The organism is Streptomyces milbemycinicus (assembly GCF_002154605.1).
Lineage (GTDB): Bacteria > Actinomycetota > Actinomycetes > Streptomycetales > Streptomycetaceae > Streptomyces > Streptomyces milbemycinicus.
Genome location: NZ_MUNE01000334.1, coordinates 1 through 13,884, shown reverse-complemented (window position 1 = coordinate 13,884; position 13,884 = coordinate 1). Strand labels below are relative to the sequence as shown.

Sequence of the window (13,884 nt, the reverse complement as noted above, 5' to 3'; positions counted from 1 at the left end):
ACGGGCGGGACAGGCTGGGCGGCGGGGGCGCATGGTGCTTGGCTGGTGACCATGACATCGAAGCCGGTGGCAACGGGGGCAGGGGCAGGCGCGCAGGCGGCCGTCCGTCGGGAGCGGGCGGTGCGGGCCGCCGTGGAGCAGGGGCTGATCGGGGCCGATCAGCCCGTCGTCGGGCTGCTGGACGTGGCCGGCATCCGGGCCGCCGCGGCCGAGCTGTGGGCCGCCTTCGACGAGGTCGTCGCGCCGGGCACACCCGTGCTGCACGCCTTCGCCGTCAAGGCCGCCTCGCTGGTCCCCGTGCTGCGGCTGCTGGCCGACGAGGGGATCGGCTGCGAGGTGGCCAGCCCCGGCGAACTGGCCCTGGCCCGGGCCGCGGGGGTCCGGGCCGAGCACATCGTGCTCGACGCGCCCGCCAAGACCACCGCCGAGCTGCGCGAGGCCATCGAGCTCGGCATCGCGGTCAACGCCGACAACCCGCAGGAGCTGGCGCGCCTCGACGCGCTCGTACGGCCACGGAACGGCCCCGGGCCCGCCCTGCCGCCCGGCCCGCTCGGGCTGCGGGTCAATCCGCAGGTGGGCGGCGGCAGCATCGGGGCGCTCAGCACCGCCACGGCGACCTCGAAGTTCGGGGTGGCGCTGCTGGACCCGGGGGCGCGCGAGTGGGTTGTGAACGCGTTCACCAGACGGCCCTGGCTGACCCGGCTGCATGCACACGTGGGCTCGCAGGGCTGCCCGCTGGAGCTGATGGCGGCGGGCGTACGGGCGGCGTACGAGCTCGCCGAGGAGATCAACCGGGCGGTCGGCCGACAGCAGATCGACACGCTCGACATCGGCGGCGGGCTGCCCGTCAACTTCGGCTCCGACGAGATCACCCCCGGCTACCGCGACTACGCCCGGCTGCTGCTCGACACCGTCCCCGGGCTGTTCGACGGCCGGTACGGGCTGGTCACCGAGTTCGGGCGGTCGCTGCTCGCCAAGTCCGGCACGGTGCTGGCGCGGGTGGAGTACGCCAAGTCGGCCGGCGGCCGGCCGATCGCCATCACCCACGCGGGCGCCCAGCTGGCCACGCGCACCGTGTTCGCCCCGGAGTCATGGCCGCTGCGGGTGACGGCCTACGACTGGGAGGGCGTGGCCAAGCCGACCGGACCGGACGGCCCGGTCGCCCAGGACGTCGCCGGGCCGTGCTGCTTCGCGGGCGACCTGGTCGCCGTGGACCGGCCGCTGCCCGAGCTCAAGGCGGGTGACCTGGTCGCGCTGCTCGACACGGGCGCGTACTACTTCTCCAACCACTTCGCCTACAACAGCCTGCCCCGCCCCGGGATCTACGGCTTCTCGGTCACCGGCGGCGGCAGCGGCAGCAGGAAAGGCCACGTTCGCTTCGCCCCCGTACGCTCGCCGCAGTCCCTCGACGAGATCGTCGCCGAGAGCGGCGGCGAGCACATGGGCGCGCTGTCGGGCCTGTGACCCGTGCACGTGCGGGACGCACGGGGCGCGGGCGGCGCGGCGAGCGCGGCGCCCGGCCCATCGTGCCCCGCTCCCCGTGTCCCGTACGTCGCGTGCGCGGCAGACGCGGCAGACGCGGTGCCACCACGCACGGCGCGCACACCGCCACCGCGTCAGCGCGTCAGCGCGCCGCCGCCGTCGCGCGGCCCCGCCGGGCGCCGCCCGGCCCCGCGTCGCCGGCCACCATCCCCGTGGTCTGGTAGGCGCTGACGCCCTTGCCCGCCGGCTTGCCGCGGGCCACCCACTCCGTGCGCACCCACAGCAGTACGTCGTTGGCCCGTTCCCAGCGGCCCAGCCACAGCGCCTTGGCCCACAGACCGGCGCCGATCCCGGCCTGCAGCATCCCGGCGGCCGCGGGTACGGCGGCCGACGACCCCACCGCGGCCAGGAACGCCAGCAGCAGCCACCAGCGCAGTGCCCGCCGCCGGGCCCGTACCGTCACCGCGCGGTCCTGGAGGAACACCGACTTGCCCGCCCGGGAGGCGGCGCGCGCCAGTTCCAGATAGCGTCCCCGGCGCACCAGGAAGGCCACGGCCGCCGCGATCAGGAACAGCGCCGCCCCGGCCAGCACTCCGATCCGGCGGCCCGTCAGCCCCGGCACCAACACCCCGACGCCGGCGGCCAGTACGCCCGGCCACCACAGCCACCCCGCCGGCGCCCGTACGACCACGGCCACCCGGGCCAGCGCATACGCCCCGCGCCCCACGACAGACCTCCTCCTGGTCAACGAATTCGGCTCACGCTCAAGCCGTACATACATCCGTTCGGGGAGGGACTCTAGTCACCAGGTGTGAGAATTCCGTGAGACGCGCCTAGTCCGCGCCTGCTCCACGCCTGCTCCACGCCTACTCCACGAAGAGTCCCCGCTCCGCGGCCTTCGCGTCGAACTCCTCCAGCCGCGCCTGTGCCTCCGGCAGCGCGTCGCACATCGCCTCCAGCAGCACCCGCCCCAGCAGCATCGGCGCGCAGGCCGTGTCGAAGGCGAGGCCGGTGCCCACCGCCGCGGGGAGCAGCAGATCGCTGTGGCGGGCGACCGGCGCGAAGGCGCTGTCGGCGACGGTCACCACGGTCAGCCCGGCGGACCGGGCGTACTCCAGGCCCTCGACGACCTCGCGCGGATGGCGCGGCAGGGCGAAGCACAGCAGGGCGCTCGCGCCCGCGCGTACGGCGGCGTCGACGCGGTCGGTGAGCATGGTGCCGCCCTCGTCCAGCAGGCGTACGTCCGGGTGGACCTTGCGCGCGAAGTACGCGAAGCCGCCCGCCTGGGCGGAGGCCGCGCGCAGCCCGAGGACCGGCAGCGGCCGGGACTCGGCGAGCAGCCGCCCGGCCCGGGCGACCGGGGCCGGGTCGGCGAGCAGGGACGCCAGATGGCGCAGGTTGTCGATCTCCGACTGCACCGCCTGCTGGTACTCGTTGTACGCGCCCTCGCCCGCGACCCGCTCGGCGACGGCGGCGGCGGGGGCGACCTCCCGCAGATGTCTGCGCAGCGCCGGGTAGCCGTCGAAGCCGAGGGCGACCGCGAAGCGGGTCACCGACGGCTGGCTGACGCCGGCCAGCTCGGCGAGTTCGACGCTCGACAGGAACGGCGCGTCGGCCGCCCGCCGCACCATGCAGTGGGCGATGCGCCGCTGGGTGGGCGTCAGGCGGTGGCCCTCGAAGAGCTGCTGCAGCCGCGCCGCGCCGCTGCCCGCCCCGGCCGGCTCGTCCGCGCCGACCGCGCCAACCGCGCCGCCCGCACCGGCCGTCCCGGCCGCGACGCCCGTCCCGGCCACCTCGTCCACCTCGTCCACGCCGACCGCGCCGACCGCGCCGACCGCCTGTGCCGATGCCCCCGTATCCGTACTCATCGCTCTCTCCTGCCCCTCTGAGCCCTCCCGGGCCCACTCCCCGATGCTCAACTCTCCACACTCATGACGCTCATGTCCGCCAGCCCGTCCAGCAGGTCCGCGGCCACCGCCACATCCTGCGTCAGCGGACGGTCCTCCATCCTCGGATCGAGCGCCTTCTCGGCCAACGCGTAGGCCGCGCCGACCGGCAGCTCGGGGTCCGGCTCCAGTCCGCGCTGGCGCAGCGCCCGTATGGCCGCGACCAGTTCGCAGCCCAGCACCTGCCGGTAGTTGTCGACCACGCGCAGAGTCTGCCGGGCGGCGAGCGAGGCGAAGCTGGCCTGTTCCTCGACGCCGCGCGAGAGCACGGCGTGGCCGAGGGAGGCGGGGTGGGAGACGGCCCGCATCTCGCCGAGGGCCGCCCCCGCCGCGTACTCCAGGATCATCACGCCCGAGCTGGCGGGCGCGGTGTCGCCGAGGAAGGGGCGCAGCCGGGTGAACTCCGGTTCGGAGAGCGCGGCGAGCCGGGCGGTGGACAGCCGGGCGGTCTGCAGGGCAGCGAGCCGGAAGTGGTCGAGGGCGAGGGCGGTGTGCGCGGCGTAGAAGTTGCCGTGGTGGTAGGCGGCCTCGTCGTCGGGGCAGATCAGCGGGTTCTCGGCGGCGGCGTTGAACTCGACGGTCAACACCCGTTCCAGCGCGTCGGCGGCGTCCTCCGCCGGGCCGTGGATCTGTGGCAGGCAGCGGAAGCCGTACGGGTCCTGGATCCGGCCGAGCGGCGGCGTCGGGCGGGCCGGGGCGCCGAGCAGGGCGCGCATCCGGGCGGCCGCCTCGACGGAGCCGGGGTGCGGGCGGGCCTCGTGCACGGGCTGGGCGTAGGCCTCCAGTGAGCCGCCGACCGCGATCAGTGAGAGCGCGGCGACGGTGAGCGAGGCGGCCAGCAGTCGGCGCAGCTCGGCGAGGGCGAGCGCCGACTGGCCGAGGGTGAGGGCGTTGCTGCTGATCAGGGCCAGGGCGTCGTTGCTGTCGAGCTCGATTGGCGCGGGGGCGCCGCCGCCCGGGGCGGCGTCGGCGAGGTCCCAGGGGTGCTCGCCGACGAGCGCGAGGCCGGTCTGGGCGAGTGCGGCGAGGTCGCCGGTGCCGACCGCGCCGTGTTCGTTGACGATCGGGTGGGCGCCGCGCGCCAGGGCCTCGACAAGGGCGGTGACGACGGCGGGGCGCAGCCCGGCGCCGCCCGCGAGGAGCTGGTTGGCGCGTACGGCGAGCATGGCGCGGACCTCGCGGGCGGGCAGCGGCGCGCCGATGGCCCCGGCGTGGCTGCGCAGCAGGCGCAGGCCGTGGTCCTGGTCGGCGGCGCCGACGTCCTCGGTGCGGTTGGCGCCGACGCCGGTGCTGCGGCCGTAGACGCGCCCGGTGGCGGCCAGCCGGTTCGCGGTCTCCCAGGCGCGCTCGGCGCGGGCGAGGGCGGCCGGATCGGGGGCCGCGGGGCGGCCCGTACGGTCGGCGAGGCGTACGACATCGGCCACGCGCAGGGTTCGCCCGTCCAGCACGATGCGCGGCGCGGCGTCACCCGCCGTGCCCGCCGAGTCCAGAATCTGAGACAACATCCAGAGGAGCCCCTTCCATCCGCACCCTTATCGGACGGAGACATGCATTCCGTCCCGCATTGTGAGCAGAAGTAACCGTTGATTAACGCCAAACTCTTGACTTCTATTCACTCGCCTATGACTGTGCATGACTATATGCAGACAGGGCAAGGGGAAGCGGATGATCAGCTTCAAGCACGTCAGCAAGCACTACCCGAACGGCACCACTGCCGTAGACAATCTCGATCTCGAACTCCCCGAGGGCGACATCACCGTCCTCGTGGGCTCCTCCGGCTGCGGTAAGACCACCACCCTCCGGATGGTCAACCGGATGGTCGACCCGAGCAGCGGCACGATCAGCGTCGGCGGCCGTGACATACGCAAGGCCGACGCCGCCGAGCTGCGGCGCGGTATCGGCTACGTCATCCAGCAGGCCGGGCTGTTCCCGCACCGCACGGTGCTCGACAACATCGCCACGGTCCCGTTGCTGCTCGGCTGGGGCCGCCGCAAGGCGCGGGCGCGCGCCGCCGAGCTGCTGGAGCTGGTGGGCCTGACCGCCGACGCCGGCAAGCGGTATCCGCATCAGCTCTCCGGAGGACAGCAGCAGCGGGTGGGCGTCGCCCGCGCGCTGGCCGCCGACCCGCCGGTGCTGCTGATGGACGAGCCGTTCGGCGCCGTGGACCCGGTGGTCCGCGAGCGGCTGCAGACCGAGTTCCTGCGGCTGCAGTCCCAGGTCCGCAAGACGGTGCTGCTGGTGACCCACGACATCGAGGAGGCGGTCCGGCTCGGCGACCGCATCGCGGTGTACGGGGCCGGGCGGATCGAGCAGTTCGACACGCCCGCGTCGGTGCTGGGCGCGCCCGCCACGCCGTACGTCGCGGACTTCGTCGGCGCGGACCGCGGTCTGAAGCGGCTGTCCGTCACCCCCATCGAGCCGGGCGACCTCGAACAGCCCCCGGTGGTGCACCTCGACGACCCGCTGGCCAAGGCCGCCGCCCGGCTGTCGGCCGACGGGGCGCGCTGGGCCGTCGTACTGGACGACGCGGACCGGCTGCACGGCTGGATCCCGGCGGATGCGGCGGAGGAGCCCGGCAAGGAGGCGGCCGGAGGGACCGTACGGGACCATGCCCGCCGCATGGAGGCGTGGCTGCCGGTCGGCTCCTCGCTCAAGCAGGCGTTCAGCACCATGCTGCAGCACGACGCGGGCTGGATAGCGGTCCTCGACGACGACCGCTTCCTCGGTGTGCTCACCCCCGCCCGCCTCCACGAGGCGCTGCGCCGCTCGATCGACGCCGACGCGGGCGGTATCGCCCGGGCGGAGGTGGAGCTGCAGACGGTCGCCGACGTGTGAGCGCGCGCGGCGGTTCGCCGCGCGCGCTCAGTGGCCGTGGCTCAGTGGCCGTGGCTCAGTGGCCGTGGCTCAGTGGCTCAGCGATCGCGCCTCAGCGCTCGCGGCCCGGCGTACGCCTCAGCGCTCGCGGCCCGGCGTGCGCCTCAACGGTTGCGGTTCAGCCATCGCGCCGCGCCTCAACGGTTGCTGAGCCGGCCGCCCAGCCACTCCAGCGCGGCGGGCACCTCGCGCTTCCAGGTGTTGAAGTTGTGGCCGCCGGTCTTGAGGATGATGGAGGAGATCCTGGTGGGCTCGCCCCGGCCGTTGAGCTCCTTGACCTTCTCGATGAACTTCACGGTGCCCTTGTAGTTCTTCTCACCGTGCTCGCTGCTGGAGACCAGGAGGGACACCGGCGGCGCGGGTTTGTGGTCCAGCCGCCACATCAGGTTGTTCTCCCGCTCCAGTTGCTTGCTGCCGCCGAACAGATCGCCGGTGGTCGCGTCGATCGGGGCCTTGTACGAGGGGGAGAGACCGGCCGCGGCGGAGAAGGCCTCGGGGTGGCGCATGGCCATCTTCAACGCGCAGTAGCCGCCGGTGGAATTGCCGATGACGCCCCAGTTACGGGCGTGCTCACCCACCCGGTAGTGCCCGGCCACGGCTGTCGGCACGTCCTTGGTGAAGAACGTCTCGGTCTGCGGGCCCCGGGGCACGTCCACGCACTCGGTGTCACGCGGCGGGGCGACGGTCGGACGCAGCATCACCAGGACCATCGGCTGCATCCTGCCGTCTTTGACCAACTTATGGGCGTTCTGAGGGTATTTCAGGCCGTTGATCAGCGCCTCCGTGGTGCCCGGGTACCCGGTCAGCACCAGCGTGGCGGGGAAGTCGCGCCGGGCGTACTCCGGCTGGAAGTACTCCGGCGGCAGATAGACATACGCCGGGCTGGCCAGCCCGGAGAGCGGCCCCTTGATGGTGACCTTCTCGATCCGCCCGGCGGCGGCGGGCGCCGAGCCGCCGGGCACGTTGACCGTCCGGATGTCGGTGACCTGCACCCGGGTGGAGCCCGGAGTGTGGTTCACGACGACGCCCGGGGTGGTCTCCGTGCCGAACAGGTCGGCCCAGGAACCGTAGAAGCCGAACGACTGGTTGGCGAACAGACCGAGCGCGGCGAACAGCGATACCTGTGTGACCAGGAGCATGCCGATCCGGCCGAGCACCGGGGCGACTCCGCGTCGGGCGAGCCTGGGCCAGACCCAGATCGTGGCGCCGAACAGCAGCACCGACGCGACGACTGACACCATCACGACGTTGTTGCTCGTAAGACCCATCACTATCTTTCTGCCGGGCGGCCGGCTCCCCCGTGCCGCGCGATGGAACCCCGCCCCGACAAACGCCGTCTTGGTAGGCGCGAAATGTCCAGATACTGCGTCAGAGACGGATCTCTAGACCGGAGCGACGGGAAAGCGAATGTCTGACAGTCAAGATGCCGAAAAGTCCGGAAGGGTTGCCTCCCGGGCACCGAGGCTGCCGCGCGGACCCCGGCCGGAGGCTGTGCCGACCGCCGTGGGCACCGCCTGCACGCTGATCGGGCTGCTGAACATCGTTTTCCCACGACTGCGCTACAGCAAGGTGCACGCCCTCACCGACGTGCTGCCGGGCGCGGTGAGTTCGCTGGCCGCCGCCGCGTCCATCGTGGTGGGGCTGCTGTTGCTGATGCTGGCGCACGGGCTGAAGCGGCGTAAGCGGCGCGCCTGGGTCGCCGCCGTCGGGCTGCTGCCCGTCGGCGCGGCCGCCCAGCTGCTCTACCGGCACTCCATATGCGGGGCGGTGCTCTCGCTGGTGCTGCTCGGCGTCATGATCCGCTATCGCCGGGAGTTCGCGGCGCTGCCGGATCCGCGCAGCCGCTGGATGGCGCTGGCCAACTTCGTGGTGCTGGGCGCGGTGAGCGTCGGGATCGGGCTGCTGATCGTACGGTCGCACCCCGAGGACGTCATGGGACGGCCGTCGTTCCAGGAGCAGCTGGAACATGTGCTGTGGGGGCTGTTCGGCTTCGAGGGGCCGGTCGGCTACCGGGACGGTACGGACTACACCGTCGGCTACTCCCTCGGCGCGCTCGGCCTGCTGACCGTCGCGACCACCGCCTACCTCGCCTTCCGCCCCGAGCACCCCGCCGCCCGGCTGACCCCCGCGGACGAGGAGCGGCTGCGCGACCTGCTCGCCGCGCACGGGCGCCGCGACTCGCTGGGCCACTTCGCGCTCCGCCGCGACAAGGGCGTGGTCTTCTCACCGAGCGGCAAGGCCGCCGTCTGCTACCGGGTCGTCTCCGGGGTGATGCTCGCCAGCGGCGACCCGGTCGGCGATGTGGAGGCCTGGCCGGGCGCCATCTCCCGCTTCATGGAGGAGGCGCGGGCGCACTCCTGGACCCCGGCGGTCATGGGGTGCAGCGAGACCGGGGGCGAGGTGTGGACCCGGGAGACCGGCCTCGACGCGCTGGAGCTGGGCGACGAGGCGATCGTGGACGTGGCGGACTTCACCCTGTCCGGGCGCGCGATGCGTAACGTCCGCCAGATGGTCAAGCGCATCGAGCGGGCCGGGTACGAGACCCGGGTACGGCGCGCGAGCGACCTGAGCGAGGACGAGCTGGGGACCATCCGGCAGGCCGCCGCGGACTGGCGGGGCACCGACACCGAGCGCGGCTTCTCCATGGCGCTGGGCCGGATCGGCGACCCGGCGGACGGGGACTCGGTCATCGCCACCGCCCACAAGGCCCCCGAGGAGGGCGCCGAGCCGGGCCCGTACGGGGACCTCAAGGCCGTACTGCACTTCGTGCCGTGGGGCCGGGACGGGATGTCACTGGACCTCATGCGCCGCGACCGCAGCGCCGACCCGGGCATGAACGAGCTGCTGATCGTCGCCTCCCTGCAGGCCGCCGGGGGGCTCGGGGTCGGCCGCGTGTCGCTGAACTTCGCGATGTTCCGCTCCGCGCTGGCGCGCGGCGAGAAGCTGGGCGCGGGGCCGGTGCTGCGGGGCTGGCGGGGGCTGCTGGTGTTCCTGTCGCGCTGGTTCCAGATCGAGTCGCTGTACAAGTTCAACGCCAAGTTCCAGCCGCGCTGGGAGCCGCGCTTCGTGGTCTTCCGCAACACCCGCGATCTGCCGCGCATCGGGTTGGCGGCGATGCAGGCCGAGGGCTTCGTCTCACTGGCCCTGCCCCGGCTGCTGCGCCGTGGGCGGCGCCCCGAGCCGAGGCCCTGCGCCCATCAGGTCGCGGCGGCCTCGCGCGGCGGCCTCGAACAGGCCGCGTGACGCGCCCGCCGGCCTGGGCACGGGCGGGCGCGGGCGAGGCAGCTCCTGCTCGTACGCCTAGGCTGGGGTCATGAGGACGTTGCGTGAACGGGGCCGGGTGGCCGGACTGCCGGAGTGGGACCGGTGCGCGGTGATGGGCGTGGTCAATGTCACGCCCGACTCGTTCTCCGACGGCGGTCAGTGGTTCGACACCGAGCTGGCCGTCAAGCACGGCCTGGACCTGGTCGCGGCCGGGGCGGACCTGGTGGACGTCGGAGGCGAGTCGACCCGCCCGGGCGCGCCGCGCGTCGACGAGGCCGAGGAGCTGCGCCGGGTGGTCCCGGTGGTGCGCGAGCTGGCCGCCGCGGGGCTCGTGGTCAGCGTGGACACCATGCGCGCGGCGGTCGCCGAGCGCGCGGTGGAGGCCGGGGCGCGGCTGGTCAACGACGTGAGCGGGGGCGGTGCCGACCCGGCGATGGTCCCGATGGTCGCCGCCGCCGGGGTGCCCTTCGTGGTGATGCACTGGCGCGGCCAGTCGATCGACATGAACAACCGCGCGGTCTACGCGGACGTGGTCGGCGAGGTCGTCGCGGAGCTGCGGGCGAGCCTGGAGCGTGCGGTGGCCGGCGGCGTCGATCCGGAGCGGATCGTGATCGACCCCGGCCTCGGCTTCGCGAAGGACGCCGAGCACGACCTGGCGCTCGTCGCCCGGCTGAGCGCGCTGCGGGAGCTGGGCCGGCCGCTGCTGGTGGCGGCCTCGCGGAAGCGGTTCCTGGGGCGCGTACTGGCCGGGGATGGCGGCAGCCCGCCACGCGCCCGGGAGCGGGACGCGGCGACGGCGGCGGTGTCGGCGATCGCGGCGCGGGAAGGCGCGTGGGCGGTGCGGGTGCACGAGGTACGCGCGAGCGCCGACGCGGTGCGCGTGGCCCGGGCGATCGAAGCGGCTGACACGGCGGGAGCGGTGTGACTTCCCTGACGGACAGCGAGCGGGTGGCACTGGCCAACACCGCGCTCTACGAGGCCATGGAGCAGGGCGACCACGGGGCGATGTCGCGGCTGTGGCTCGACGACCCGGACACCGAGGTCTCCTGTGTGCACCCGGGCTGGCCGGTGCTGCGCGGGCGCAGCGAGGTGCTTCGCTCCTATGCGCTGATCATGGCGAACACCGACTACATCCAGTTCTTCCTGACGGATGTGGAGGTGTCGATCATGTCCGATACCGCAATGGTGACCTGTACGGAGAACATCCTCAGCGGCGCCCCGGCGGAGGAGGAGGGCCAGCTCGGCCCGCTGGTGGGGCAGCTGGTGGTGGCCACGAACGCCTTCCGGCGGACCGAGGACGGCTGGAAGGTCTGGGCCCACCACGGATCGCCGGTGCTGGCGGAGCAGGACGACGCAGCCGACGCCGCGGCGGAGCCCGAGGGCCCGGACGACGACCCGGATCAGCTGCTGCCCTGAGCGCCGCACCCGGAACGCCATATCGCGCGACCCGCCCCCTCTTTTTTTCGGGCCCGGTTCTCCTCCGGGGCGCCTCAGCCCCTGTCGACGGTCGACAGCGGCGCGCCCCTTCGGTTCACTCGCCAAACCGTGCGTGAGATCTGCGCCGAGGGCGGGTAGGGGGAAGTGGCGCGGGGGCTCCTGGAGCGCGCGCCACGGGCCCCCGTGGGCGAGTGCTGTCCTTGCTCGCAGGTAGATTCGAAGGAGGTGCCCCCGCCGACGGCGGGGGACGGGTGGTGCGTTCCGGCTATATCGGACGTGCCCCGACCGACGACAGCAGGAGTGATTCGGGTGGATCGTGTCGCGCTGCGCGGCCTGAAGGCCCGCGGGCACCACGGGGTTTTCCCCCATGAGCGCGAGGAGGGCCAGACCTTCGTCGTGGACCTGGTGCTCGGCCTGGACACCCGGCCCGCCGCGGCCACCGACGACCTCACCAAGACCGTCCACTACGGCGTGGTGGCCGAGGAGGTCGTGGAGGTGGTGGAGGGGGAGCCGGTCGCCCTGATCGAAACCCTCGCCGACCGGATCGCCGAGCGGTGCCTCAAGCACGAGCAGGTGCGGGAGGTCGAGGTCGTGGTGCACAAGCCGGAGGCCCCGATCACCGTGCCCTTCGACGACGTGACCATCACCATCACCCGGAGCCGAGCATGAGCAGCAGCGACCCGACCGTGCAGCCCGTCCCAGCCTCCGTCGTGGAGCGGGTGGACGCGGCCGATGTGACGTTGTCGAATCCGAAATGGGCGGTGATCTCGCTCGGCAGCAATCTGGGCAATCGCCTGGAGACCCTGCAGGGCGCGGTCGACGCGCTGGAGGACACCCCGGGCCTGCGGGTCAAGGCGGTCTCTCCGGTGTACGAGACCGAGCCGTGGGGGGTGGAACCGGGCGCCCAGGCGACGTATTTCAACGCCGTGGTGCTGATCAAAACGACGCTGCCGCCCTCCTCGCTGCTGGAGCGGGGACACGCCATCGAGGAGGCGTTCGAGCGAGTGCGCGATGAGCGCTGGGGCCCCCGGACGCTGGATGTGGACATCGTCACGTACCAGGACGTGATCTCCGACGACCCGGTGCTCACCCTGCCGCACCCCCGCGCCCACGAGCGCGCCTTCGTGCTCGTCCCCTGGCACGACGTGGACCCGGGGGCCGAGGTCCCTGGGCTCGGGGCGGTCTCGCGGCTGCTGGCCGAGGTGGGCCGGGAGGGCGTACAGGCGCGGGCGGACCTGGAACTGCGGCTGCCCGAATAGACGTTGATCTCGTGGATGCCGTGGATTCCACGAATCACTTGGCTTCCGCAGATCCCGCAGATTCCACGGATCCCGTAGATTCCGCGCGACTGCGTACGACTTCGCGATTACGTACGACTTGAGGGGCGACCGCTCGGTGAAGCAACTTCGGATCACGGTGCTGCTCGGGCTGTTCGTCGTGGCCGGTGTGGTGTCATGGGCGGGCGCCCGGCTGTGGGACACGCTGGGCTCGCTGCCCAGCGTGCCGGTGGCCGCGCCGATCGTGCTGGCCCTGATCGCGGTCGTGCTGGCCGCGACCGCCCTGTCCCTGCGGGCCCGGCTGCGCGCCCAGCGCGAGCGCCGGCCCGGCGCGAAGGGCGTGGATCCGCTGGTGGCCGCCCGCGCGGTGGTCTTCGGCCAGGCGAGCGCGCTGGTGGCAGCGCTGGTCTCGGGGATGTACGGCGGGGTCGGGGTGTTTCTGCTGCTGGAGCAGATGGATGTGCCCGCCCGCAAGGACCAGGCGATCTACGCGGCGGCTTCGGTGCTGGCAGGGGCGGCCGTGGTCGCCGCCGCGTTCTTCCTGGAGCGGGTCTGCAAACTGCCCGAGGACGACGACACCGGGAACGGGCCGGGCGCGGCGGCCCGGGCGTAGCTCAGCACGGCGGCGATACGCAGCAATTACGCAGCAATTACGCAGCGATACGGCGCGCGGCTAGCGCGCCATGATGAGGCTCATCGCCTCGGCGCGGGTCGCCGGATCGCGCAGCTGGCCGCGCACGGCTGAGGTGAGCGTCTTCGCCCCGGGCTTGCGCACCCCGCGCATGGTCATGCACATGTGCTCGCATTCGACCACCACGATCACACCGCGCGGCTCCAGGATCCGCATCAGGGAGTCGGCGATCTGCGTGGTCAGCCGCTCCTGGACCTGCGGGCGACGGGCGAAGACATCGACCAGCCGGGCCAGCTTGGACAGCCCGGTGATCTTGCCGTCGTTGGACGGGATATAGCCGACATGGGCGACGCCCACGAAGGGCACCAGGTGGTGCTCGCACGAGGACATCACCTCGATGTCCTTCACCAGCACCATCTCGTCATGGCCCAGGTCGAAGGTCGTGGTCAGGACCTCCTCGGGCTTCTGCCGCAGCCCCGCGAATATCTCCCGGTACGCACGGGCCACCCGCCCCGGGGTCTCCCGCAGCCCCTCCCGGTCAGGGTCCTCGCCGACGGCGATAAGCAGCTCGCGGATCGCCTGCTCGGCGCGCTTTTCGTCGAACACGCCGACGGGGCCCTGGCCGTCCAGCGAGATGGAGTCGGTCATGCAGCTGCCTCGTTCCTCATGCGCACCGAAAAAACGTGAAACCTCAAACCGCGAAACCTCAAAAAACGCGGATGCCGCGCCCCCAAGGCTAGAACCTGGGGGACGCGGCATTCATTCCGGGTCGGTTTGGGCCGCTACGGGCCTGTACGGCCCGCAGACGACCCACCGGTCGGGTCAGCTCTCGGGACCGGCCTCTTCCGGGCGCTCGGCGCTGTCCTCGGGGGTGGTGGCCTTCGCGAGACCGGCCGCCGAGGGGGGCTGGGCACCGTTGGCCGGGGCGAGCTCCCGGGGGGAGAGCACCGGCCAACGGTGCCCAGCCCCCCTC

Annotated in this window: 13 protein-coding genes; 8 read left to right on the top strand and 5 right to left on the bottom strand. The window is 72.9% G+C overall.

Annotated elements, in window-relative coordinates; translation table 11 throughout:
* Positions 1-51 precede the first annotated feature (51 nt).
* Positions 52-1,464, top strand: coding sequence for a type III PLP-dependent enzyme domain-containing protein (locus CCN51_RS26155; RefSeq protein ID WP_078610912.1), 1,413 nt, complete (start codon positions 52-54; stop codon positions 1,462-1,464).
* Between the two features lie 160 nt (positions 1,465-1,624).
* Here CCN51_RS26155 and CCN51_RS26150 read toward each other — a convergent pair whose 3' ends face one another.
* The 3 genes from CCN51_RS26150 to CCN51_RS26140 all read right to left on the bottom strand — a co-directional run bounded on the left by CCN51_RS26150 (position 1,625) and on the right by CCN51_RS26140 (position 4,933).
* Positions 1,625-2,209 (bottom strand): hypothetical protein, encoded by a 585-nt coding sequence (locus CCN51_RS26150; protein WP_014177129.1) that lies wholly within the window; start codon positions 2,207-2,209, stop codon positions 1,625-1,627.
* Between the two features lie 139 nt (positions 2,210-2,348).
* Positions 2,349-3,350 (bottom strand): MurR/RpiR family transcriptional regulator, encoded by a 1,002-nt coding sequence (locus tag CCN51_RS26145; RefSeq protein WP_014177130.1) that lies wholly within the window; start codon positions 3,348-3,350, stop codon positions 2,349-2,351.
* 47 nt (positions 3,351-3,397) lie between these two features.
* Positions 3,398-4,933, bottom strand: coding sequence for an aromatic amino acid ammonia-lyase (locus CCN51_RS26140; protein WP_014177131.1), 1,536 nt, complete (start codon positions 4,931-4,933; stop codon positions 3,398-3,400).
* Between the two features lie 160 nt (positions 4,934-5,093).
* Between CCN51_RS26140 and CCN51_RS26135 the strand changes: the two genes are divergently transcribed.
* A complete protein-coding gene (locus CCN51_RS26135) occupies positions 5,094-6,263 on the top strand; it encodes an ABC transporter ATP-binding protein (RefSeq protein WP_086860144.1) in 1,170 nt (389 codons plus the stop codon).
* 176 nt (positions 6,264-6,439) lie between these two features.
* Here the strand turns inward: CCN51_RS26135 and CCN51_RS26130 are convergent, their stop codons facing one another.
* A complete protein-coding gene (locus CCN51_RS26130; protein WP_014178511.1) occupies positions 6,440-7,570 on the bottom strand; it encodes an alpha/beta hydrolase in 1,131 nt (376 codons plus the stop codon).
* A 139-nt stretch (positions 7,571-7,709) separates the two neighbouring features.
* Here CCN51_RS26130 and CCN51_RS26125 point away from each other — a divergent pair, with 139 nt between their 5' ends.
* From CCN51_RS26125 to CCN51_RS26100, 6 genes are all read left to right on the top strand, one after another.
* Entirely contained in the window at positions 7,710-9,545 is a 1,836-nt protein-coding gene (locus tag CCN51_RS26125; RefSeq protein WP_055413988.1) for a phosphatidylglycerol lysyltransferase domain-containing protein, read from the top strand.
* A 70-nt stretch (positions 9,546-9,615) separates the two neighbouring features.
* Complete coding sequence (folP, locus tag CCN51_RS26120) at positions 9,616-10,491, top strand: dihydropteroate synthase (RefSeq protein ID WP_043487382.1); 876 nt, start codon at positions 9,616-9,618, stop codon at positions 10,489-10,491.
* The gene (locus CCN51_RS26115) at positions 10,488-10,982 is read left to right on the top strand and encodes a nuclear transport factor 2 family protein (RefSeq protein WP_014178508.1); all 495 of its coding nucleotides are present in this window, start codon (positions 10,488-10,490) and stop codon (positions 10,980-10,982) included. Before folP ends, CCN51_RS26115 begins: the two co-directional genes overlap by 4 nt.
* Before the next feature lie 330 nt (positions 10,983-11,312).
* Positions 11,313-11,672, top strand: a complete 360-nt coding sequence (folB, locus tag CCN51_RS26110; RefSeq protein ID WP_014178507.1) for a dihydroneopterin aldolase — start codon at positions 11,313-11,315, stop codon at positions 11,670-11,672.
* The gene (folK, locus tag CCN51_RS26105; RefSeq protein ID WP_014178506.1) at positions 11,669-12,262 is read left to right on the top strand and encodes a 2-amino-4-hydroxy-6-hydroxymethyldihydropteridine diphosphokinase; all 594 of its coding nucleotides are present in this window, start codon (positions 11,669-11,671) and stop codon (positions 12,260-12,262) included. The genes folB and folK overlap by 4 nt, the downstream gene beginning before the upstream one ends.
* Positions 12,263-12,398: 136 nt before the next feature.
* The gene (locus tag CCN51_RS26100; protein WP_014178505.1) at positions 12,399-12,893 is read left to right on the top strand and encodes a DUF3180 domain-containing protein; all 495 of its coding nucleotides are present in this window, start codon (positions 12,399-12,401) and stop codon (positions 12,891-12,893) included.
* A 60-nt stretch (positions 12,894-12,953) separates the two neighbouring features.
* Here CCN51_RS26100 and folE read toward each other — a convergent pair whose 3' ends face one another.
* Positions 12,954-13,559: a GTP cyclohydrolase I FolE gene (gene folE, locus CCN51_RS26095; RefSeq protein ID WP_014178504.1), complete on the bottom strand. Its 606-nt coding sequence runs from the start codon at positions 13,557-13,559 to the stop codon at positions 12,954-12,956.
* Positions 13,560-13,884 lie beyond the last annotated feature (325 nt).

Bases quoted from the DNA above. Each gene is read 5' to 3' on its own strand.
- folP (WP_043487382.1), top strand. From the start codon at position 9,616: ATGAGGACGTTGCGTGAACGGGGCCGGGTGGCCGGACTGCCGGAGTGG.
- folE (WP_014178504.1), bottom strand. From the start codon at position 13,559: ATGACCGACTCCATCTCGCTGGACGGCCAGGGCCCCGTCGGCGTGTTC.
- CCN51_RS26145 (WP_014177130.1), bottom strand. From the start codon at position 3,350: ATGAGTACGGATACGGGGGCATCGGCACAGGCGGTCGGCGCGGTCGGC.
- CCN51_RS26140 (WP_014177131.1), bottom strand. From the start codon at position 4,933: ATGTTGTCTCAGATTCTGGACTCGGCGGGCACGGCGGGTGACGCCGCG.
- CCN51_RS26135 (WP_086860144.1), top strand. From the start codon at position 5,094: ATGATCAGCTTCAAGCACGTCAGCAAGCACTACCCGAACGGCACCACT.
- folK (WP_014178506.1), top strand. From the start codon at position 11,669: ATGAGCAGCAGCGACCCGACCGTGCAGCCCGTCCCAGCCTCCGTCGTG.
- CCN51_RS26130 (WP_014178511.1), bottom strand. From the start codon at position 7,570: ATGGGTCTTACGAGCAACAACGTCGTGATGGTGTCAGTCGTCGCGTCG.
- CCN51_RS26155 (WP_078610912.1), top strand. From the start codon at position 52: ATGACATCGAAGCCGGTGGCAACGGGGGCAGGGGCAGGCGCGCAGGCG.
- CCN51_RS26125 (WP_055413988.1), top strand. From the start codon at position 7,710: ATGTCTGACAGTCAAGATGCCGAAAAGTCCGGAAGGGTTGCCTCCCGG.